Source organism: Brevundimonas sp. LF-1, from assembly GCF_037055305.1.
GTDB classification, from domain to species: domain Bacteria; phylum Pseudomonadota; class Alphaproteobacteria; order Caulobacterales; family Caulobacteraceae; genus Brevundimonas; species Brevundimonas sanguinis.
The window spans coordinates 625496-646034 of the sequence record NZ_CP146349.1; the positions used below are offsets into that span (position 1 = coordinate 625496).

The following is a 20539-nucleotide window of genomic DNA, read 5'->3' on the forward strand; positions in this document are numbered from 1 at the left end:
GACGGGCGTCAGGCTCAGTCCGGCGACAGGCCTTAGCCGCCGGTCGGACCGGTCGAGAAGTCGAACTGCTCGGGCTGGCGGCGCGGCCCGCCGAAGGACCAGCTCAGGCCCAGGTAGAAGGCGCGCAGGTTCAGGTCCTGGTCGAGGCGCTCGCGGAACTGGGGCGTGTCATAGGTGGTGGCGCCGCCGAAGGAGTTTAGCAGGTCGCGAGCCGTGAACTGCAGCGACAGGGTGTCGTTCAGCTTGCGGCGGTAGCCGAAGTTCAGCATGCCGCCGCTCTCGCGCTTGCCTTGCGCCAGCAGCTGATCGCCCTGCCAGAACCCCATCAGTTGGACGAAATCCTTGGGCGTGGCCTGCCAGTTCAGGCTGAGGCGGCCGGTCACCATCTCGCCCTCGCGGTCGCGGCCGCCGGGGATGCCGGCTGCGTCGATCTCCTGACGGAAGGCGTTGACGCTGGCGTTGTAGCGCAAGGTGGGGTGCAGGCGGCCGCTGGCGGTCAGCTCTATCCCCAGATCGCGGCGGGCGCCCAGGTTCTCGGGCCGGGTCAGCAGGACCCCGCCGCCCACGTCGGTCGCCACCTCGGTAAAGGCCTTGGTCGTGTCGCGGAAATAGGCGGTGGCCTGATAGAAGCTCTGGCCCCGGCGCATCTGCCACATGGCCTCGAAGCTATCGGTCTCCTGCGGCTCCAGGTCCGGGTTGCCCGAGCGCAGGTTCAGCGGATCGCCATAGACCACAAACGGATTCAGCTGCGACGGCTGCGGCCGCTGGATGCGCCGCGAATAGCTGCCGCGCAGGGTCTGGGTCTCGGTCAGCTGATACTGCAGGTGGAAGGTCGGATAGGCGCGGAAATAGTCCTGAGACGCACGCACGGCGTTGGTGACGTCCTCGACCTCGATGTCGGCCTGTTCCAGCCGCAAGCCGAACTGGCCGGACAGCTTCTCGCCGAAGGGGCGCTCATAGGTGGCGTAAAGCGCGTGGACCGTCTGCTCGGCCTCGAACCGGTTGCTGAGCGAGGGCACAGGGGCCAGGACGTTCTCGGCGTGACCGCGCCGGACCTCATTTTCCTGATCCGGCCGGGTGAGGCTCAGCTCATAGCCCGCGCGCAGCTTGGCGCCCTCGCCCATCGGCCGGGTGTAGGCGCTGGTGAAGCCGATCGTCTCCTGGGCGTTCAGGCCGCGCTGGGCCTCATACACCGTCGGCTGCATCGGGAGGCGGAAGACGTTGGCGGCCAGGGAGTCGTTCTCCTGATCGTTGCGATCATAGCGCAGCTCGTTCGACCATTCGTGCCCGGACGTATCGAACTGATGCAGAACCCGTCCGGTGACGCCCCAGCCCTTCATGGCGAAGCCGCCCGAGCCGTCGCGGCTATAGGCGCGCGTCAGGGCGCCCGAGGCGTCGCGCGTCTCAAACAGGCCGCGCACATCGCTGTCGATGTCGAAGCGATTGGCGCGCGCCTCGCCGGTCAGCATGGTTTTTCCGTCAGCCGGTATTCGGCGGCGACGCGGCCGAAGACGCCGTCCTGGGTCGATTCAATATTTTGGGCGGTGGTCGTCGTGCTGACCACCGCGCCGGACGGGTTAAGCTGTTCGCGCAGGCGGTCGAAGGACAGGCTCTGCTCGTCGTGACGATAGCTGAGATCGCCAGTCAGGGTCAGCTTGCCCTGCTGGCGCGAGCCGCTGGCCCCGACGTTCCAGCGTCCATGATCGCCCACATTGGCGCGCAGCGAGCCGGTGGTGACAGCGGCGCCCGGCGTCCCAGCGGCGGCGGCGGCGGCGACCGCTGCCGGAACCGGCTTGGTGATCAGATTGATGACCCCGCCCGAGCCCTCGGGGCTGTAGGCGGCGGACGGATTGGTCATCACCTCGATCCGGGCGTAGCGATCGGCCGGCAGTTGCAGCACCGCATCGGCGCGGTTCGGTCCCGACAGGATGGCCGAGGGGCGGCCGTCCACCAGCAGGGTGACATTGCTATCGCCGCGCAGGGAGACGTTGCCCTGAGGATCGACATCGACCGAGGGCACATTGCGCAGGGCCTCGGCCAAGGTGCCGGTCGCCGCCTGAAGATCGTCGGCCAGGCTGTAACTGATGGAGTCGATCGAAGTCCGCACGTCATTGGCGCGGGCGCTGACGACGACGTCGCCGACGGCGGCGGGCTGATCGTCCTTGTCCGCCTTCTGCGGCGCAGTCTGAACGGGACGGCTTTGGGACGGCTGCGTTCCAGGCGACGGCGTCTGCGCCAGAACCCCGGCAGCGGGCAAGGCCAGAACCACCCCCAGAAGGGGCGCGAACTTGTATTTTGTCATGATGGGCGTCCTCGCACGGACGTCCCTCAACGTCCTGTTTCGCCGATATCAGCGTCCCGACGCATAACCGAGTTACATCTTTTTCATCCCCGGGGCGGGTCTGTGGCCAAGCCTGCTTTCATTACAGCTCCGTAAGGTGCGCGGCGGCGCTTCGTCCTGTTAGGTTTTCAGCGCCCGTTTCTTCGAGCGCGGGCGTTGGAAAGCCGCCCTCATGAAGAATCGTCTGATCCTGACCGCCTGCGCCTCGGCGCTGCTGCTCGGCCTGCCGGCCGCCGCCCCCGCCTGGGCCAAGGCGCCGCCCGCCGCCGCGACGACCGCTCAAGGCGGCGTCCAGGTGCCGCCGCTGGGCTTCCACAAGCGGGTGCTGGCCAACGGCATGGAGGTCTATACGGCGCGCGACGCCTCGACCTCGAACGTCACGGTCCAGGTCTGGTATCGCGTGGGATCGAAGGACGATCCGGCGGGCCGCTCGGGCTTCGCCCACCTGTTCGAACATCTGCTGTTCAAGGCGACGAAGAACATGCCCTCCGAGACGTTCGACCGTCTGACCGAGGACGTGGGCGGCATGAACAACGCCTTCACCGCCGACGACGTGACCGCCTATTACGAGGTCGTCCCGGCCAACCACCTGCAGCGCATCCTGTTCGCCGAGGCGGACCGCATGGGCTCTCTGGTCGTCGATCAGAAGACCTTTGAATCCGAGCGCGACGTGGTGAAGGAGGAATACCGTCAACGCGTCCTGGCCAGCCCCTACGGCCGCCTGTTCAATCTGTTCGCGCCCGAGACCATCTATCAGGACCACCCCTATCGCCGTCCGGGCATCGGCTCGATCGAGGAGTTGGACGCCTCGACGCTGAACGACGTGCTGCGCTTCCACGCCACCTACTACCGGCCGGACAACGCCATGCTGATCGTGGCGGGCAATTTGATCAGGCGCAGCTGGACGGCTGGGTCGACGAGTATTTCGCCCCGCTGAAGCGGCCATCGACGCCCATGCCCGCCAATGACGTGAAGGAGCCCGAGCCCGCCGGCCCGCGCACCGCAACCTTCTATTCGCCGAACGTGCCCCTGCCCGCCGTGGCCCTGGCCTGGAACACCGTGGCCTATAAGGACGCCGACCGCGCGGCCCTGACGGTGCTGGACGGCATCCTGTCGACCGGCGAGAGCAGCCGCCTGTACCGTTCGCTGGTCTACGACAAGCAGATCGCCGCCTCGGCGGGCTCCAACCCTGACTTCGCCCAGCAGGCGGGCAATCTGGCCGCCTACGCCATCATGGCCGACGGCCAGACGGTCGAGACCGGCAAGGCCGCGCTTGAGGTCGAGATCGCGCGCCTGCGCGACGAGCCCGTCACCGCCGCCGAACTGGCCGAAGCCAAGAACGAACTGGTCGCCGACGCCCTGCGCGGCCGTGAAAGCATCGACGACCGCGCGACGACCCTGGGCATGGCGCTGATCATGACCGGAGACGCGACCGCCGCCGACCGCGAGATCGCCGAGATCCAGGCCGTCACCGCCGCTGACGTGCAGCGTGTGGCCCGCCGCTATCTGACGCCGCAGCGCCAGATCACCATCAACTACCTGCCCGCCGACGAGGCCAACGCGCCCAGCGAGCAGAAGAAGAACGTCGACGCCCCGGTCACAGTGGCGTCTCTGGCGCCAGCCGGTCCGGTCGCCGTCCTGCTGCCCGAAGCCGAACGCGCCCGCCTGCCTCAGCCGGGACCTGAGGTGTCGCCCGCCACGCCCGCCATCGCCGACTTCCGTCTGGACAACGGCCTGCGCGTCCTGGTCGCCCCGACCAAGGGCCTGCCGCTGGTTTCGGCGCGCCTGAACTTCAACGCCGGCTCGGCCCACGATCCGGCAGGCAAGCCGGGCGTCGCCTCCATGACCGCCAGCCTGCTGACTCAAGGGACAACGACCCAGTCGGCGCCGGAAATCGCCACCGCCATCGAACAGCTGGGCGCCAACATCGGCGCGGGCGCGGGTGCCGATTTCACCAATGTCTACGCCAATGCGCCCAAGGACGTGTTCGGCCGGACCCTGACCCTGATGGCCGATCTGGTGCGCAACCCGGCCTTCGCGCAGGAAGAGCTGGAGCGTCAGCAGTCCCAGACCCTGGACGGGCTGCGCGTGGCGTTGAGCCAGCCCGGCTCCATCGCCTCCCAGTCGGTCGGCAGGGTGATGTACGGCGCCGCGCCCTACGGCGCGCCGGGCTCGGGCACGGTGACCAGCATCCCCGCCCTGACGCGTGACGACGTCGCCGCCTTCCACGCCGAGCGGTTCGGGCCCTCGCAGGCGACCCTCGTCTTCTCGGGCGACGTGACCCCGGCCGAAGCGCGCGCCCTGGCCGCCGAAGCCTTCGGCGACTGGCGCGACGCCGGCCCGGCCCCGGCCGCCATCGACAAGGCGGGTCAGGCGCTGGCCCCGCGCGTCGTCGTCATCGACCAGCCTGGCGCCGGTCAGGCCGCCGTGGTCGCCGCCATCCGCGGGATCAGCCGCACCGACGCCGACTACTTCCCGCTGACGCTGGGCAACACCCTGCTGGGCGGCGGCTTCTCGTCACGTCTGAACCAGGAAATCCGCATCAAGCGGGGCCTGTCCTACGGCGCCCGCTCGTCGGTCGGCGCCCAACAGCAGACCGGCGTCTTCTCCGCCTCGACCCAGACCAAGAACGAAACGGCGACCGAGGTGGCCGACCTGATCCTTGAAGAGATCGGCAAGCTGGGGACCACGGCGGCGACCGAGGCCGAACTGGCGCCCGCCGCGCCACCCTGATCGGCGGCTTCGGCCGTTCGCTGGAGACGGTGGACGGCCTGGGCGGCCTGGTCGCCAACCTGGCCCTGTACGACCTGCCGATGAGCGATCTGGCCGACTACGCCGGGCGCGTTCGCGCCGTCACCGCCGAACAGGTCGAAAGCGCCTTCGCTGAACACCTGCCGACGGACCGGGCCAGCCTGGTGATCGTCGGCGACGCGTCCAAGTTCATCGACGGCCTGCGAGCGAAATACCCCAACGTCGAGGTCATTCCCCTGAGCGAACTGAACCTGGACAGCGCGACGCTGAAGTAGGCCGACCTTCTCCTCCCCACCGAGTGGGGAGGGGGACCACGAAGTGGTGGAGGGGCCCGAACGCAGCGGAACCAAGGAGCCCCTCCGTCCCGTCCGCTCCGCCGCCGATCCCCCTCCACAGGACAAGGGGCGGAGATCACGTCGTCAGACACACCACCTGGGCGACGCGCAGGTCCTGGCGCAGGCGGTCGGAGACGGCGCCGTAGTTCTGGGTCGTCACCGCCTGGCCCAGGGCCGCCTCGTCGGCGCGCTGCTGGGCGCCGACCGCCGGCACGAAGGTGTCGGGCGCCGTGGTGTAGATGCGGCCGCGACGGGGCGACTCGGCGATGGTCACGCCCAGCACCCGGCCGCGTCGGTCCAGCACCGGCGCGCCCGACAGGCCCGACAGCGTGCCCTTTAGTCCCCGCGTGCGCCCGGCCTCGGCCCAGGCCAGCACCGGCTCGTCATAGGAGCGGTGGCCACGAATTTTGAGCGTTTCGCGACCGATCAGGCGCGAGGCGACCTCGCCCGGCCGGCCCTGCGGGAAGCCGGGGTGGAAGGCGCGCTGGCCCTTGTAGAGCGGCGCCTCGGGCGCGATCGGCAGGGCGGGCGGCCCGCCGTCGGTCAGCAACAGGGCCACGTCCGCCCGCGCCGCCAGCCGCACGTCAGCCGCCAGAGCCCGGGTCTTGTCGATCACCAAAGCGGGCTTGCGGCAGCCCTCGACCACATGGCGGGCGGTGATCCAGCGACCGTCCCCGGCGATGGAGAAGGCCGTGCCCGACACAGGCTCATGCTCGTCGGACGTATCCACGGTGACGGAAGGGTCGAAGGGAGTGATCGGGCCCAGCAAGGGACCGGACGCCTCATCCTCATGCTGATCGTGAGGGGCGTCCGCCCGCTCGCCCCGGCTCAGCGAAGCGATCAGGATCACCCCGATGACGGCGGCGTAGATGGTCCAGTCCGGAAGGTGGGGAAAGCGCAATGCCGTCCCCTCAGCCCGTCAGGGCGGCCGCCAGGATCAGGGCGGTCGACAGCTTGGCCCCGGCCAGGACCACGGCGGCGGACACCTCGCCCTTCTCGATCCGTTGCGGCAGGCCGTGCAGCAGGAAATCGACGACGCGGAAGGCCAGGAGTTGCAGCACCACCGTCGCCACACCCCAAATGGCGATGTCGCGGATCGAGGTCGACACCGACAGGGACACAGCCAGCGGAATAGCCAGCCCGACCAGCACCCCGGCGAAGGCCACGGCGGCCGCTGGATTGCCTTGGCGGATCAGGGCGATCTCGCGCCACGGCGTCAGCAGGGCGTAGACCGCAGCCCCTGCGGCCAAAAGTCCGAAGGTCACCGCCAGATGCAGCATCAGGATCGGAAAGCCCGTCGCAAAAGCCTGGAGTTCAGGCGTCGACAGCACGCCCGGCAACGACGAGGTCTCCATGACGACGAACCCTAGCCTCCCGATCTGAAGGGGAACGAAACCAAAACATTCTTGCCCGAAAGCTTGAGCCTTCCGCTAGGGCGCCCGCGCCACACTCGGCGGACAAAGCGTCCAACCGGACGGTCAGCGGCCTCAGGCGGCGTCGACCGCTTCGCGCTCCGCCTTCAGACGCGCCGAGGCCCGCAGCTTCTCGCTCTCAGACTTCAGCTGGCCGCAGGCGGCCAGAATGTCGCGCCCGCGCGGGGTGCGGATGGGCGAGGCGTAGCCGGCCTTGTTCAGGATGGCGGCGAAGGTCTCGATCGTCTTCCAGTCCGAGCACTGATAGTCGGTGCCGGGCCAGGGGTTGAACGGGATCAGGTTCACCTTGGACGGGATGCCCTCGATCAGCTTGATCAGGGCGCGCGCCTCGGCGGGGCTGTCGTTGACGCCCTTCAGCATGACGTATTCGAACGTCACCCGGCGCGCGTTGGACAGGCCGGGATAGGCGCGGATGGCGGCCATCAGCTGATCCAGCGGATACTTCTTGTTCAGCGGCACCAGCTGGTCGCGCAAGGGATCGTTGGTGGCGTGCAGGCTGATGGCCAGCATGGCCGCCGTGCGCTCGCCCAGGGCGTTCAGCTGCGGCACGACGCCCGAGGTCGACACCGTGATCCGCCGCCGCGACAGGGCGATGCCCTCATTGTCCGAGATGATGTCGATGGCGTTGGCCACGTGGTCCAGATTGTAGAGCGGCTCGCCCATGCCCATGAAGACGATGTTCGACAGGCGACGGTCTTCCTTGGGCGAGGGCCACTCGTCCAGGTCGTCGCGGGCCACCTGGACCTGGGCCACGATCTCGGCCGCGGTCAGGTTGCGGACCAGCTTCTGCGTGCCGGTGTGGCAGAAGGTGCAGTTCAGGGTGCAGCCGACCTGGGACGAGACGCACAGGGCGCCAGCCCGGCCCACGTCCGGGATGTAGACGGTCTCGACCTCGATCCCGGGCGCCATGCGGATCAGCCACTTGCGCGTGCCGTCCTTGGACACCTGGCGCTCGACGATCTCGGGGCGGGCCAGGGTGAAGGCCTCGGCCAGCGCCGCGCGGGTGTCCTTGGCCACATCGCTCATCAGGGCGAAGTCGGTCACGCCGTAGTGGTGGATCCAGCGCCACACTTGCGAAGCGCGCATCCGGGCCTTCTCCGGCGGGCAGATCCCGGCGTCGATCAGAGCCTGGCGCAGTTCGTCGCGCGTCAAACCGCTGAGGTTGACGGGCGTCGTGGCTGAAGCGCTGGCGCGCGAAAGGTCGAGCGTGATGCTCAAGGGCGGAAGTCCTGCGGCGAAGAGTTGAGGCGGCGGCGTCTAGCACAGATGGGGCGTCTTGTCGCCTTTGGCCATGGCCGGCTTGATAGACGCCGAACGAGGCGCTAGAGGGGCGGCCGTTGGGGAGTAGCTTCCGGCATATCCCAGTCGGGATCGCGTCAACATACTTGCCTTAAGGGCATGGCGCGATCAGCGGATTTTGTTCCGCCTAGCGAGACCAGCATGCTGCACACGTGGGGCCGGCCCGCGCGTGGAGCGTGCTGTCGTACGCCCGGCCGAGTTCCCGTCTTGATCATGATGTCCCCGTTCGCCGTTGCGGTGCTGTCCCTCAGCATGTCCGCCGACGCCTTCGCCGCCGCCATCGGCCGAGGCGCCCAACATCGCCCCACCGTTCCGCAGGCCCTGCGGTCCGGCCTGGTGTTCGGCGTCGTCGAGGCGATCACGCCCTGGTCGGCTTCGCCCTGGGCGTGGCGGCCGCAGGCTTCGTCGAGGCGGTCGACCACTGGATCGCCTTCGGCCTGCTGGGCGCGGTCGGCGCCCGGATGATCTGGGAGGCGCTGAAGCGCGACGAGGATGCGGCCGAGGCGACGGCTCCCGTCGGCAAGGCGGCGTCGCGCGGCCTGCTGGCCCTGATCGCGACCGCCGTGGGCACCTCGATCGACGCGGGCGCCGTAGGCGTGGGCCTGGCCCTGCTGGAAGCCAATATCTGGCTGATCGCCTTGTGCATCGGCTTCACCACCTTCGTCATGGCGAGCCTCGGCCTGTTGATCGGCAAGGCGGCGGGAACGCGCCTGGGCAGGGTCGCCGAGCTGCTCGGGGGCCTGGCCCTGATCGCTCTAGGCAGCAAGATTCTTCTGGAACATCTCGGCCTTCTGGCTGGTTAAATCCGTCACGAACCGGCTTTGCGCTTGCCCCCGCAGGCGTTTGCGGAACCCTCGGCCCTGACGCCCTAAGGCTGCATCCAAGGAGACCCCCATGCGTCCGCCCCTATTGCTCATCGCCGTCCTCGCGGCGCCTCTAGCCCTGGCCGGATGCGCCACCGGCCGAGGCTTGCCGACCTATCAGGAAGAAATGACCAAGCTCGACGCCGAATGCGTGGCGCGCGGCGGCATCCTGACCCCAAGCGGCATGCAGACGGGCCGCCCCCAAACCGACTATCTGTGCAAGATCACGGGCGGCGCATCGCGGCTTCGGCAGGACTGAGGCGCAAACCTCGAAGCCCCGCGCGCAGCCCACGTCGGACCAGCCGCAATCCGATAGCCGGAAGCGAGAAGCCCGCTGTCGGACGTCGCGAAAAGCTGAAAAGAGCGCACAGGGAAGGGTGACGGGGCCGGCCCCGCCTCTGCGGATACCGCGCCGTTCGACGGGCTTTACGCAGCCTAGAGCAACCCCACGCGCGTGCCGCGATTATCGCGCGCCGCTTCCATAGCAAGATCGCAGACAAAGGCTGAGCGCCCGCCGCCGCCTGGACTTCCGCCCAGGCCTGGCTGACGGGCATAAGAAAACCCGTCTGCCGCATTGGGACTCAGACGGGCCTAATGAGCCTAAGCTCGTTATCCAAGTGGAAGACGCTCACCGAAACCGCAAGGGGCTCAAGATGAGAAGTTTCCGAGATCACGGAAATAAAAGGATATTCGAACGTATGATAAAATACCCAATACTAATGCTTGCATATGCTGGCGCGCTCGTTCACCCTGCGGATGTCGATATCTCTGCGTAACGCCCTATTTCTTTGCGACGCATCGAGATTTTTCGTTTCCTTAGACCCGACAGCCCTCAGGACCTTTCCTCTGGGCAACCTTTTTCGGAGGTCATGGAAATGGCTACTGGTATTGTTAAATGGTTCAACCCCACCAAGGGTTTCGGTTTCATCGCGCCTGACGCTGGCGGCGGCGACGTCTTTGTTCACATTTCCGCCGTTGAGCGGGCCGGCCTCACCGGGCTGAACGAAGGCCAAGCGCTGTCGTATGAGCTGGAGCACGACCAGCGCTCCGGCAAGGCTTCGGCGGGCCAACTCCAGGCCGCATAAGCGAACGCACCGGTTCACCGGCGCATCGAGGCCCGCCCCCTATGGAGGCGGGCCTTGTCAATTCTGCAGACCGCGGCGCTCGATCAGGTACGACGGACCTTGAAGGTGCGGCGTCGCGCCGCAAGAGCCGGGGCGGCCTCTGCGAAAAAGTCGCTCGCCGATCCCCGAATGCCCTAATGGCGGTCCTGCGCCCTGGCTTGGAGCGCCCGCCTAAGTCCTTGATGTCAAGAAAGTCCGTGGTGGTTGGAGGCGGGATCGAACCGCCGACCTGTGGGTTATGAATCCACCGCTCTAACCATCTGAGCTACCCAACCCCATACGGAGCCTCTCGCCGGATCGAAACGACCCCGGGCGCGAGAGGGGTGCGTATATCGCCGCCTTCCGTTCGGTTCAAGCCGGTTCGGTGCGGATTTCGTGCAGGACCATCGGTCGCGGCGTCTTTCGGCTCGCGTAATGCGCTGCAAGCCTGCATCTTCGCTATCCAAAGCCACGCTGTTCAGGAGCCGCCATGCGCCCCGCCCTCTTCGCCGTTTCCGCCGCTGTCCTCGCTCTCGCCGCCTGCGGGGCCAATGGGCAGGATGAGCCGCAGACGTCCGCTGCGACCGGCGCCCCGGTCGAGACGCGCCCGCCCAACAACCCGGACCAGAAGCCCGCGCGCGAAGGCCAGACCCGCGCCCCGTCAGTCAGCACCACGGCGGCCATGCAGCACGCGGTCGTCGCCGAGGGGCTGGAGCACCCCTGGGGTCTGGCCCTGCTGCCGGACGGCCAGTGGCTGGTGACCGAACGGCCCGGCCGCATGCGCGTCGTCAGCGCCCAGGGCCAGATCGGCGCCCCGATCAGCGGCCTGCCCGCCGTGGCGGCGCGCGGCCAGGGCGGCCTGCTGGACGTCATCCTGAGCCCGACCTTCGCTCAGGACCGGATGATCTACTGGTCCTACGCCCAGCCGCGGAACGGCGGCAACGGCACGGCCGTGGCGCGCGGCCGCCTGTCAGACGACCTGAGCCGCGTCGAGAACGTGCAGGTCGTCTTCCAGGTCAAGGACACCTACGACGGGGACAAACATTTCGGCTCCTCCCTGGTCTTCGGCCGGGACGGCAAGCTGTACATCACCATCGGCGAGCGCTCGGACAAGCCGATGCGGCCGACGGCCCAGAGCCTGGCCTCGCACCACGGCAAGGTCATCCGCATTAACGCCGACGGCTCGGTCCCGTCCGACAACCCCTTCGTCGGCCGCGACGACGCCCTGCCCGAGATCTGGTCCTACGGCCACCGCAACCCTCAGGGCATCGCCGTCCAGCCGGAGACCGGCGCGGTCTGGAGCATCGAGCACGGCACGCGCGGCGGCGACGAGCTGAACCTGGAGAAGGCCGGCGCCAACTTCGGCTGGCCCGGCGCGGCCTACGGCATCGAATACAGCGGCGACGCCATCCCTGGCGCGACGACGACGAAAGACGGCACCGTCCAGCCCGTCTACTACTGGGACCCGGTGATCGCGCCAGGCGGCATGGTCTTCTACGACGGCGCCATGTTCCCCGACTGGAAAGGCAACGCCCTGATCGGCGGCCTCGGCGGCAAGCATCTGGTCCGCCTGGTGCTGCGCGACGGCCGCGTGGTCGGCGAGGAGCGCCTGCTGACCGGTTTGGGCGAACGCATCCGCGACGTGGCGGTCGGGCCCGACGGCGCGGTCTGGGTCGTGACAGACGAAGAGAACGGCAAGCTGGTGCGGCTGGCGCGTCGCTGAGGCTGAAGGGATAGGGCGGGCCGCGCACAACGGCCCGCCCTTTTCACATCCGGCGACCTCACGCGCCTTGTTACTTGACGTTGACGTAAACGTCGGCTTTCTAACGGATCGAGTTTCCACGCCACACGGGACGATCGGATTTTTCCGTCCGTCGCGCAGGCCCTAAGACGCCTAACCCGTCCTTCAAGCAGCTCGCCGCCGCGCGGCGCGCTAGGGACCCAACAAAGAGAGACGCTCCATGGCCGACGCCTATATCTACGACGCCGTGCGCACCCCGCGCGGCAAGGGCAAGAAGGACGGCAGCCTGCACGAGATCACCGCGCTGAGCCTGGCCAGCCAGGTGCTGGAGGCGCTGCGCGACCGCAACGGCCTGGACACCGCCAAGGTCGATGACGTGATCCTGGGCTGCGTCTCGCCGGTGGGCGAACAGGGCGCCGACATCGCGCGCACCGCCGTTCTGGCCGCCGGCTGGGACCAGGCGACGGCGGGCTTTCAGATCAACCGCTTCTGCGCCTCGGGCCTGGAGGCCGTGAACGTGGCCGCCGCCAAGGTGAAGTCGGGCGAAGCGGGCATGGCCGTCGGCGGCGGCGTGGAAGCCATGAGCCGGGTGCCGATGGGCTCGGACGGCGGGGCCTGGCCGACCGACCCCTCGTCGGCCTTCCCGACCTATTTCGTGCCGCAGGGCGTCTCGGCCGACATGATCGCCACCAAATACGGCTTCAGCCGCGACGACGTGGACGCCTATTCGGTCGAAAGCCACAAGCGCGCCGCCCGGTCCTGGGCCGAGCGCCGCTTCGACAAGTCGGTGATCGCGGTCAAGAACCAGCTCGGCCTGACCCAGCTGGACCGCGACGAGACCATCCGTCCGAACACGGACATGCAGACCCTGGGCGGGCTCAATCCCTCCTTCGTCATGATGGGCGGCATGGGTTTCGACGCGGTGATCGGCCAGCGCTATCCCGAGGTCGCCAGCGTCAACCACGTCCACACGCCCGGCAACTCGTCCGGCATCGTCGACGGCGCGGCGGGCGTGCTGATCGGCACCAAGGAGATGGGCGAGGCGCTGGGCCTGAAGCCGCGCGCGAAAATCCTGGGCGGCGCCTCCATCGGCTCGGAGCCGTCGATCATGCTGACCGGCCCCGAGCCCGTCACCCGCAAGCTGCTGGGCAAGCTGGGCATGCAGCCGGGCGACATCGACCTGTACGAACTGAACGAGGCCTTCGCGGCCGTGGTGCTGCGCTACATGCAGGCGCTCGACATCCCGCATGACAAGATCAACGTCTGCGGCGGCGCCATCGCCATGGGCCACCCGCTGGGCGCCACCGGCGCCATGATCCTGGGCACGGTGCTGGACGAGCTGGAACGCTCGGACAAGTCCACGGCCCTGGCCACCCTGTGCATCGGCGGCGGCATGGGCACCGCCACCGTCATCGAACGCGTCTGATCCGGGAGCTTATGACCATGGAAAACTTCAAGATCGACATCGACGCCGACGGCATCGCCACAGTCGCCTTCGACGTGCCGGGCCGTTCGATGAACACCCTGACCAGCGCCGTCATTGCCGAGATCCCGGCTCTGGTGGAGAAGATCAAGACCGACGACGCCATCAAGGGCGTGGTCCTGACCTCGGGCAAGACCACCGGCTTCTGCGCTGGCGCTGACCTCGGCGACATGGCCTCGGGCATGCTGGCCGGCGGCGGCGACCTGCAGAAGGCGTTCGACACCGGCTGGGCGCTGAACGGCGCGTTCCGCGCGCTGGAAACCTCGGGCAAGCCGGTGGCGGCGGCCATCAACGGCCTGGCGCTGGGCGGCGGGCTGGAGTTCACCCTGGCCTGCCACTATCGCGTGGTCGAGAACGAACCGAAGATCCAGCTGGGCCTGCCCGAGATCAAGGTCGGCCTCTTCCCCGGCGGCGGCGGCACCCAGCGTCTGACGCGTCTGATCGGGGTGCAGAACGCCCTGATGCAGATGGCCGAGGGCAAGTCCTGGCGTCCGAACGACGCCAAGGGCGCCGGCGTCGTCCATGAGGTCGTCGAAAAGGGCCAGTCGGTCGAGGCCGCCAAGGCCTGGATCAAGGCCGGCGGCAAGGCCGTCCAGCCCTGGGACGATCCCAAGTTCAAGATCCCCGGCGGCGGCCCCTACCACCCGGCGGGCGCCCAGGTCTTCATCATGGGCAATGCCATCCTGCGCAAGCAGTCCTACGGCAACTATCCGGCCGTGCTGAACATGATGAAGGCCGTCTATGAAGGCGTGCAGGTGCCGATCGAGGCCGGCCTGCGCATCGAGACGCGCTACTTCATCAAGACCCTGATGACGCCGCAGGCCCAGGCCATGATCCGCAGCCTGTTCCTGTCCAAGCAAGAGCTGGACAAGGGCGCCGTGCGTCCGGCGGGCGTGCCCAAGTCCGACCCCAAGAAAGTCAGCGTCCTGGGCGCGGGCATGATGGGCGCCGGCATTGCCTATGTGCAGGTCATGGCCGGCATCGAGACCGTGCTGATCGACCAGACGCAGGAGGCCGCCGACAAGGGCAAGGCCCACGTCGAGGAACTGCTGAAGAAGCGCCTGTCGCGCGGTCAGATGACCCAGGAGAAGTTCGACGCCACCTTGGCCCTGGTCACGGCGACGACGGACTATGACCTGATCAAGGGCTCGGACCTGGTCATCGAGGCCGTGTTCGAGAACCGCGAGATCAAGGCCGACGTCACCAAGCGCGCCGAGGCCCAGCTGGCCGAAGGCGCCGTGTTCGGCTCCAACACCTCGACCCTGCCGATCACCGGCCTGGCCGAGGCCTCCGTGCGGCCCGAGGACTTCATCGGCATCCACTTCTTCTCGCCTGTCGACAAGATGATGCTGGTCGAGATCATCATGGGCGAGAAGACCGGCGACGCGGCCCTGGCCAAGGCGCTGGACTATGTCCTGAAGATCAAGAAGACGCCGATCGTCGTCAACGACTCCAGAGGCTTCTACACCTCGCGCTGCTTCTCGACCTTCCTGATGGAAGGCATGGCCATGCTGGAAGAGGGCTATTCGCCCGTGCTGATCGACAACGTCGGCCGCATGACCGGCATGCCGCGCGGCCCGCTGGAGATGCACGACGACGTGGCCCTGGACCTCTCCTACAAGATCGCCAAGCAGACCCGAGAGGACCTGGGCGACAAGTACGTCCCCAACGAGGGCGAGCAGATCGTCGCCACCATGGTCGAGCAGGGCCGTTTCGGCCGCAAGAACGGCAAGGGCTTCTACGACTACGACAGCAAGCCCAAGGTCATCTGGCCGGGCCTCTACGACCTGGCCCCGACCACCAAGGGCGCCGAACTCGGCGAAAGCCCTGAGGCGCTGGCCGCCATCGATGAGCTGAAGACCCGCCTGCTGTATCGCCAGGCGGTCGAAGTGGCCCGTTGCTGGGAAGAGGGCGTCATCGACGACCCGCGCGAGGGCGACCTGGGCGCCATCCTGGGCTGGGGCTTCGCGCCCTGGACCGGCGGCCCCATCACCTTCATGGACCAGACCGGCCTGAAGGCCTTCGTGGCCAAGGCCGACAACCTGGCCGCCAAATACGGCGACCGCTTCAAGGTCCCGCAGCTTCTGCGCGACATGGCCGCCAAGGACGAAACCTTCTACAGCCGCTTCGCGCCGCAGACGAAGGCGGCCTGAGGCTCATACACAGAGTGAACCGGAAAGGGCGGCCTTCGCGGGCCGCCCTTTCTTTTGCGCTATCGCTCCCGACGCGGTCGCTCGCTGCTTGAGCGCCCCCTCTACTCCCGCTCATCCCGGCGGACGCCGGGATCCAGTTCTTTGGCTGCATCCGCGCGCGTGGAAATCTTGGCCTTCTTCAAAGGCGGAGCGCGAGGCTCTCACTGGATCCCGGCGTCCGCCGGGATGAGCGGGTGAGAAGTCACCTGCTTCGGAACACCCGCGACGCCGCATAGCCCGTCAGCGCCGCCAGCAACACGCACAGCACGCCGTAGCTCCAGGGCCTCCGATGGGCGAACTCATAGATGTCGCGCTCCAGCCCCACCTTCTCGACGGTCAGGGTCAGGTTGGACACCGACACCGCCGCCCCCTCCTGAAACAGCCAGACCTCGGCGTAGTATTTCCCGGTCGGCGCCACGGCGGGCAGTTTGACCTCGGCGCGGAACAGGCCCCGGTCGACGAACTGCACCCCTTGGGATCGGTGTCATAGAGGGCCGCCGCCTCCTTCAGCCGGATCACGGCGCGGCGCCAGTCCAGATAATCCTCGCCCAGGCGACTGATGACCACGTCGCGCACGCCGTAGCGGGTGACGGTGCGGGCCTCTTCCGGCGCGTCGATGCGCAGGTGGTCGACTCCCACGCCCAGACGGCGCAACTGGCCGAAGTCGGCGATGTCGCTGAGCGGCCGCGTCGAGGCGGTCATGTAGAAGCCGGGCGCGCCCTCGAACAGCACCGGGCGGCTGTTCAGCCAGACCCCCATGTTGCGCGTCTTCTTGACCAGGCGGACCGGGGCGTCGGGCCCGCGCACCACCACCACCACGTCGGCCGGCGTGGCGCTGGGGTTGAACACGGCCCCATAAAGAACGATCGACGCGCCCTTGAAGCCTGAGTCCACATCCACCCGCGCGTCGGTCAGGGCGGCGGCGACGCGCACCTCCTCGGTGGTGGCGGCCGAGCGTTCGATGATGATCTCCGGCGCAGCCTGCGGCGGCGGCTCGGGCGGCAGGACCTGGAACATCAGTCCGCCACCCCTGGCGCCAGCAAGAACAGGTCGCTGGGCCGGACGAACAACTCCAGCCCCATCTGGATGCCTACCAGAAGGACGATCAGGCCCAGGGCCGCCCGCATCTCTTCGGCGCGGAACCGGCCCGACAGCTTGGCGCCGTATTGGGCCCCCACCACCCCGCCCAGCAGCAGGATGGTCGACAGGACGATGTCCACCGTCTGGTTGCGCCCGGCCTGAAGCACAGTGGTGATGGCTGTGGTAATGATGATCTGGAACAGGCTGGTGCCGACCACCACGCTGGCCCTCATGCGCAGCACATAGAGCATGGCCGGCACCAGGATGAAGCCGCCCCCACCCCCATGATGGCCGACAGGACGCCCGCGAACACGCCCAGGCCGAACGGCGGAATGGCGCTGATGTACAGGCCCGAGCGCGGGAAACGCATCCTGAACGGCAGGCCGTACAGCCACATCGGGCGACGACGCTCCTTGCGCGGCGGCGTCTCGCCCCGAACGCGATGGAGGATCTGCGTCAGGCTCTCGTACAGCATCATGCCGCCGATGGAGCCGAGGAACAGCAGATAGGACAGCGACACCACCAGATCGGCCTGACCGAGCAGCCGCAGGTAGCGGAACAGTTCAACGCCCACGAGCGCGCCCAAGGCGCCGCCCACGGCCATGATGCCGCCGATACGGTAATCGACCGCGCCCATGCCGGAATAACGGATCACGCCCGAGGTCGAAGAGGCGACGACGTGGCTGGCCTGGCTGGCCACCGCCACCGTCGGCGGAATGCCCAGAAACACCAGCACTGGCGCCATCAGGAAGCCGCCGCCAATGCCGAACAGGCCGGACACGAATCCGACCAGCGCCCCCAGCATGACCAGGAGCGGCCAGTTCACCGAGACTTCGGCGATCGGCAGGTAAATATCCACGGCACGCGCCTTCGGCTGGAAGGACAGGCAATCGGCGCCGGAAAGGCGACTAGATCTTCGGTCTTAGCGGCCCCTGCGGCGAACCGCCACCCCCGGCCCGCGCCTGTTTGCGCGCGGCCTCTACGCCAGCGGCGGCGCGGTGAAGGCGTCGGCGGCCTCGCGCGCCTTGCGGCGTTCGACGGCCGACAGGGCGGGCGTCAGCCGCTGCACCGAGGCCAGAGCCTGCTGATCGCCGCGACGGGCGGCGATCATGTACCATTTGAAGGCTTCGGTGCGGTTGGCGGCCACGCCCTGATCGCCCTGCTCCAGCATCTTGGCCACGTTGTACTGGCTGTCGACGCGGCCTGCCTCGGCGGCCTTCTTCAGCCAGATCAGCGCGTCCGGCCCGCTCTTGGCCCCGCCGACGCCGTCATACAGCTGCATCGCGTAGTGATGCATGGCCTTGGCGTCCCCGCCCTCGGCCGCGCGACGGGCCCAGGCGCGCGCCTCGGCGTCGTCAACGGCCAGCCCCGCCTGACCCTCCTGATAGAGCATGGCCAGGCGCAGCTGCGCCGGCGCATAGCCCAGATTGGCCGCGCGGGTCAGCGGCTCGACGCCGGCCTCGTCGCCGTTGTTCAGCATCAGGCTGGCGCGCGCGAACAGGGACGCGCCCTCGGTCGCCGCCGCCTCGGGCGACGGCACGGCGTCGGTCGGCGCAGCGTCCAGCGCCACGGCGGCGATGGGCGCATCCAGCCCGGCCTCTGCGTCCGCCGGACCCGCCGCAACACCGGGCGCGCTTACGCCCGGGAAGCGCAGGCCCGCGCCGTCGGCCACCTGCAGGCTGGCGTAGCCGCCGCCGACCACCAGTGCCGCCACGGCCGAGGCGCCGATCGCCTTGCGCATGGTCGAGCCCTGGCGGCCAGCCTGCCTGTCCAGACGCTCCTGCAGCTTGGACTTGCCGCCGCGTTTCTTGAGGCCGAAGCCGGCGCGGGCGCCATCATCGGCGGCCTCGGCGCCATCGCGGCGCGCGCCGCGTCCAGCACGTCCCGGGTCGTCGTCGGCCCGTCGTCGGCCGTCGCGCGCGGCGCGGGATCGACGAACTCCAGTTCCGCCGCAAAGCCGTCGTCGTCATCGTCCAGCGTCAACGGGCGGTCGGCCGCCGTCGCGGCAACCGTCGCGGGACGGGCGAAGACATCCGCCGCCGGGTCTTCGAACGCCGCCAGAATGTCGCTGATGTCGGCGCCGCCGAAAGAGTCCGGCGCATGGATCGAGGCGGGGTCCGCCGCCAGTTCGGACGGGGCGCGGCCAAACGGCGTCGCGTCCTGCCGCGGCTCCAGGAAATCGGCCTCCAACGGGTCGGCGAAGACGCCGTCGTCCGGATGGCGCTCCGTCTGCGTCGGGAAAGGCTCAGCCTGAACAGCGCCCGCCAGCGGATCCTGCGACCAGGGCTCGACCGGGTCGGCGAAAGCCGCCGCGCGCCAATCGCCGCTCGGACTTTCAGCGGGGGTCCAGGGGCGGGCTCCGAGCTTTCCAGCGGAACGTCGCGACGCTCGGTGCGGCCCGCGCGCTGCTCGATGCTGTCGCGCGCCTCGGCCAGCAGGCGCGCCGTGCGCTCCTCGCTCTGACGCATCCGCTCGGCCAGCTCGCCCGAGGCGCGCTCGTGGCGCTGATGCATCTTGTCCGTGCTTTCGGCCAGGCGGCGGCCGATGTCGTCCAGAGCCTGGGCCGAGCGACGCTCGGACTGGGCGATGCGTTCGCCGAGCCTGTCAGAGATCCGGGCGATCTCGCCGCCGAGCCGCTCCAGCGCCAGGGCGTGCTGATCGTCGGCCTGAGTCAGGCGCTGGTCCACCGCCTGGGCGTGGCGAGCCAGGTCGCGCTCCAGCTTCTGTTCCAGCGCGGCCACGCGCGCGTCGGACGCCCCTGCGCCCGTCGCCTCGACCTTCTCCACCCGGCCGTTCAGATTGCGGGCGATGCGCATGATCTCGTGGCCCATGCCCTCGACCGCGGCGACCGAGCGCTGCTCGGCGGCGCGGGCCTGCTCGCCGATCGCGGCCAAGGCGCGCTCGATCCGCTCGACGCGGCCTTCGGTTTCGGCCGCATCCAGGCGGCGCATCATCTCGACGCGGCTGGATTCCACCTGCCGGGTGAGAGCCTCCGCCAGCTTTTCAAAGCGCGAGGCTTCGCGCGCGTGCTCCGGCTCGATGCGGCGCTCGGCGTCGCGCATCCGCAGGTCGAGGGCCGCGAACGACCGCTCCAATCCCTTGAGCGCTTCTGAGGTCTGCGACTGGGCGTCGTCCAGACGTACGCCCACTTGCGACAGCAGAGTGGCGCCGCGCCCGGCCCAGCCGCCTTCTCGACCGCTTCGATCCGATCGCGCAGTTCGCTGACGCCCGCCCGCTGGCGCTCGTCCATTTCATAAAGGCGGGTGGAGACGGCGGTCAGGGCCGCATCCAGCTTGTCCAACCCGTCGCGCGCCTCGGCTCCGGCGTCCTGCTCCAGGCGGCGCAGGCGACGGTGGCCCTCGCGCAGTTCCTCGGCGATATCGTCGATGCGGCGCGCCTTGGCCGCCTCAGCCTCGTCCTGCGCCTCCATCCGACGCACCAGCCCGACGACGGCCTGATCAATGCCCTGAATGGCCAGAGTCGAGCGGCGCTCGGCCGCCTCCAGGCGCTCGGCGATCACCTCCAGCGACGCGCCCATTCTGCCCAGGCCTTCATGCCGGTGCGCATCCTCGCCATAGACGTCGTCCAGACGGCGCGAGCGGCTGCGGCGATCATAGGGATCAGGGATGGGCGACCGGCGCGGCAGGGTGGCGACGCTGTCGTCCTCCTCCGGCTCATCCATGATCATGGAATTCAGCCACTCGCCCAGGGTCATGCCCGAGCGACGCGCCAGATCCTTGGCGATCTCGCGCGCCTTGGGATCGATGCCCTTCACGCTCCACGGCGCCGCTGCGGTCACTGATTCGCCTCCCGACCCATGGCGCGAACGGTATCCTTCCAGATAGAGCGTGTAAACGTGTCGTTAACCGCAAGATGTGGCGCCTCGTCACGAAACGCCCACGGCAACCGACACGGCGC

20 protein-coding genes, 1 tRNA gene, 1 pseudogene and 1 riboswitch are annotated in these 20539 nt (G+C 68.6%); of the genes and pseudogenes, 10 read left to right on the top strand and 12 right to left on the bottom strand.

Going from position 1 to position 20539, the window contains the following annotated elements; genetic code table 11:
- Nucleotides 1-32 precede the first annotated feature (32 nt).
- Both V8F63_RS03335 and V8F63_RS03340 read right to left on the bottom strand, forming a co-directional pair.
- Entirely contained in the window at nt 33-1469 is a 1437-nt protein-coding gene (locus tag V8F63_RS03335) for an outer membrane beta-barrel family protein (RefSeq protein ID WP_392354513.1), read from the bottom strand.
- Complete coding sequence (locus V8F63_RS03340; protein ID WP_392354514.1) at nt 1463-2302, bottom strand: TonB-dependent receptor plug domain-containing protein; 840 nt, start codon at nt 2300-2302, stop codon at nt 1463-1465. The genes V8F63_RS03335 and V8F63_RS03340 overlap by 7 nt, the downstream gene beginning before the upstream one ends.
- Nucleotides 2303-2513: 211 nt before the next feature.
- On the opposite strand from V8F63_RS03340, the gene V8F63_RS03345 reads away from it, so the two are divergent.
- The 3 genes from V8F63_RS03345 to V8F63_RS03355 are packed head-to-tail and all read left to right on the top strand — an operon-like array spanning nt 2514 to nt 5367.
- The gene (locus V8F63_RS03345) at nt 2514-3278 is read left to right on the top strand and encodes a pitrilysin family protein (RefSeq protein ID WP_392354515.1); all 765 of its coding nucleotides are present in this window, start codon (nt 2514-2516) and stop codon (nt 3276-3278) included.
- Entirely contained in the window at nt 3275-5074 is a 1800-nt protein-coding gene (locus V8F63_RS03350) for an insulinase family protein (protein WP_392355020.1), read from the top strand. The genes V8F63_RS03345 and V8F63_RS03350 overlap by 4 nt, the downstream gene beginning before the upstream one ends.
- 29 nt (nt 5075-5103) lie before the next feature.
- The gene (locus tag V8F63_RS03355) at nt 5104-5367 is read left to right on the top strand and encodes a hypothetical protein (protein ID WP_392354516.1); all 264 of its coding nucleotides are present in this window, start codon (nt 5104-5106) and stop codon (nt 5365-5367) included.
- A gap of 136 nt (nt 5368-5503) precedes the next feature.
- Here V8F63_RS03355 and V8F63_RS03360 read toward each other — a convergent pair whose 3' ends face one another.
- From V8F63_RS03360 to rlmN, 3 genes are all read right to left on the bottom strand, one after another.
- Nucleotides 5504-6328, bottom strand: coding sequence for a serine protease (locus V8F63_RS03360; protein WP_025978071.1), 825 nt, complete (start codon nt 6326-6328; stop codon nt 5504-5506).
- 10 nt (nt 6329-6338) lie between these two features.
- On the bottom strand, nt 6339-6782 hold the full coding sequence (locus V8F63_RS03365) for a DUF350 domain-containing protein (protein ID WP_029972642.1): 444 nt from the start codon (nt 6780-6782) through the stop codon (nt 6339-6341).
- A 132-nt stretch (nt 6783-6914) separates the two neighbouring features.
- Complete coding sequence (rlmN, locus tag V8F63_RS03370; protein WP_392354517.1) at nt 6915-8078, bottom strand: 23S rRNA (adenine(2503)-C(2))-methyltransferase RlmN; 1164 nt, start codon at nt 8076-8078, stop codon at nt 6915-6917.
- Between the two features lie 104 nt (nt 8079-8182).
- A riboswitch (yybP-ykoY riboswitch) is annotated at nt 8183-8366 on the top strand.
- Here rlmN and V8F63_RS03375 point away from each other — a divergent pair.
- From V8F63_RS03375 to V8F63_RS03390, 4 genes are all read left to right on the top strand, one after another.
- Entirely contained in the window at nt 8367-8624 is a 258-nt protein-coding gene (locus V8F63_RS03375; RefSeq protein WP_392354518.1) for a hypothetical protein, read from the top strand. It begins immediately after the preceding riboswitch.
- A complete protein-coding gene (locus tag V8F63_RS03380) occupies nt 8546-8962 on the top strand; it encodes a manganese efflux pump (RefSeq protein ID WP_392354519.1) in 417 nt (138 codons plus the stop codon). The genes V8F63_RS03375 and V8F63_RS03380 overlap by 79 nt, the downstream gene beginning before the upstream one ends.
- A gap of 91 nt (nt 8963-9053) precedes the next feature.
- Complete coding sequence (locus V8F63_RS03385) at nt 9054-9281, top strand: hypothetical protein (protein WP_025978067.1); 228 nt, start codon at nt 9054-9056, stop codon at nt 9279-9281.
- A 616-nt stretch (nt 9282-9897) separates the two neighbouring features.
- Nucleotides 9898-10107 carry a cold-shock protein gene (locus tag V8F63_RS03390; protein WP_025978066.1) on the top strand — a complete coding sequence of 70 codons (210 nt, stop codon included), beginning with the start codon at nt 9898-9900 and terminating at the stop codon, nt 10105-10107.
- A 237-nt stretch (nt 10108-10344) separates the two neighbouring features.
- Here the strand turns inward: V8F63_RS03390 and V8F63_RS03395 are convergent.
- Nucleotides 10345-10421: transfer RNA gene (locus tag V8F63_RS03395), tRNA-Met, on the bottom strand.
- A 194-nt stretch (nt 10422-10615) separates the two neighbouring features.
- On the opposite strand from V8F63_RS03395, the gene V8F63_RS03400 reads away from it, so the two are divergent.
- The 3 genes from V8F63_RS03400 to V8F63_RS03410 all read left to right on the top strand — a co-directional run bounded on the left by V8F63_RS03400 (nt 10616) and on the right by V8F63_RS03410 (nt 15502).
- The gene (locus V8F63_RS03400; protein ID WP_392354520.1) at nt 10616-11848 is read left to right on the top strand and encodes a PQQ-dependent sugar dehydrogenase; all 1233 of its coding nucleotides are present in this window, start codon (nt 10616-10618) and stop codon (nt 11846-11848) included.
- 238 nt (nt 11849-12086) lie between these two features.
- Nucleotides 12087-13292, top strand: coding sequence for an acetyl-CoA C-acetyltransferase (locus V8F63_RS03405; protein ID WP_392354521.1), 1206 nt, complete (start codon nt 12087-12089; stop codon nt 13290-13292).
- Nucleotides 13293-13309: 17 nt separating this feature from the next.
- A complete protein-coding gene (locus V8F63_RS03410) occupies nt 13310-15502 on the top strand; it encodes a 3-hydroxyacyl-CoA dehydrogenase NAD-binding domain-containing protein (RefSeq protein ID WP_392355021.1) in 2193 nt (730 codons plus the stop codon).
- A 241-nt stretch (nt 15503-15743) separates the two neighbouring features.
- Here the strand turns inward: V8F63_RS03410 and V8F63_RS03415 are convergent, their stop codons facing one another.
- From V8F63_RS03415 to V8F63_RS03440, 6 genes and pseudogenes are all read right to left on the bottom strand, one after another.
- The gene (locus V8F63_RS03415) at nt 15744-15989 is read right to left on the bottom strand and encodes a TIGR02186 family protein (RefSeq protein WP_392355022.1); all 246 of its coding nucleotides are present in this window, start codon (nt 15987-15989) and stop codon (nt 15744-15746) included.
- Nucleotides 15884-16558, bottom strand: coding sequence for a TIGR02186 family protein (locus tag V8F63_RS03420; protein WP_392354522.1), 675 nt, complete (start codon nt 16556-16558; stop codon nt 15884-15886). Before V8F63_RS03420 ends, V8F63_RS03415 begins: the two co-directional genes overlap by 106 nt.
- Nucleotides 16558-17480 (bottom strand): annotated as a pseudogene (locus V8F63_RS03425) (sulfite exporter TauE/SafE family protein). Before V8F63_RS03425 ends, V8F63_RS03420 begins: the two are co-directional and overlap by 1 nt.
- A gap of 120 nt (nt 17481-17600) precedes the next feature.
- Nucleotides 17601-18362, bottom strand: a complete 762-nt coding sequence (locus V8F63_RS03430) for a hypothetical protein (RefSeq protein ID WP_392354523.1) — start codon at nt 18360-18362, stop codon at nt 17601-17603.
- A 238-nt stretch (nt 18363-18600) separates the two neighbouring features.
- Nucleotides 18601-19683, bottom strand: coding sequence for a hypothetical protein (locus tag V8F63_RS03435; protein WP_392354524.1), 1083 nt, complete (start codon nt 19681-19683; stop codon nt 18601-18603).
- Nucleotides 19572-20420, bottom strand: coding sequence for a hypothetical protein (locus V8F63_RS03440; protein ID WP_392354525.1), 849 nt, complete (start codon nt 20418-20420; stop codon nt 19572-19574). Before V8F63_RS03440 ends, V8F63_RS03435 begins: the two co-directional genes overlap by 112 nt.
- Nucleotides 20421-20539 lie beyond the last annotated feature (119 nt).

What these genes read in the sequence shown, in the direction of transcription:
- V8F63_RS03335 (WP_392354513.1), bottom strand. Translation starts at nt 1,469, where the DNA reads ATGCTGACCGGCGAGGCGCGCGCCAATCGCTTCGACATCGACAGCGAT.
- V8F63_RS03340 (WP_392354514.1), bottom strand. Translation starts at nt 2,302, where the DNA reads ATGACAAAATACAAGTTCGCGCCCCTTCTGGGGGTGGTTCTGGCCTTG.
- V8F63_RS03345 (WP_392354515.1), top strand. Translation starts at nt 2,514, where the DNA reads ATGAAGAATCGTCTGATCCTGACCGCCTGCGCCTCGGCGCTGCTGCTC.
- V8F63_RS03365 (WP_029972642.1), bottom strand. Translation starts at nt 6,782, where the DNA reads ATGGAGACCTCGTCGTTGCCGGGCGTGCTGTCGACGCCTGAACTCCAG.
- V8F63_RS03385 (WP_025978067.1), top strand. Translation starts at nt 9,054, where the DNA reads ATGCGTCCGCCCCTATTGCTCATCGCCGTCCTCGCGGCGCCTCTAGCC.
- V8F63_RS03390 (WP_025978066.1), top strand. Translation starts at nt 9,898, where the DNA reads ATGGCTACTGGTATTGTTAAATGGTTCAACCCCACCAAGGGTTTCGGT.
- V8F63_RS03400 (WP_392354520.1), top strand. Translation starts at nt 10,616, where the DNA reads ATGCGCCCCGCCCTCTTCGCCGTTTCCGCCGCTGTCCTCGCTCTCGCC.
- V8F63_RS03405 (WP_392354521.1), top strand. Translation starts at nt 12,087, where the DNA reads ATGGCCGACGCCTATATCTACGACGCCGTGCGCACCCCGCGCGGCAAG.
- V8F63_RS03410 (WP_392355021.1), top strand. Translation starts at nt 13,310, where the DNA reads ATGGAAAACTTCAAGATCGACATCGACGCCGACGGCATCGCCACAGTC.
- V8F63_RS03420 (WP_392354522.1), bottom strand. Translation starts at nt 16,558, where the DNA reads ATGTTCCAGGTCCTGCCGCCCGAGCCGCCGCCGCAGGCTGCGCCGGAG.
- V8F63_RS03430 (WP_392354523.1), bottom strand. Translation starts at nt 18,362, where the DNA reads ATGCGCAAGGCGATCGGCGCCTCGGCCGTGGCGGCACTGGTGGTCGGC.
- V8F63_RS03435 (WP_392354524.1), bottom strand. Translation starts at nt 19,683, where the DNA reads ATGCGCGACGCCGAGCGCCGCATCGAGCCGGAGCACGCGCGCGAAGCC.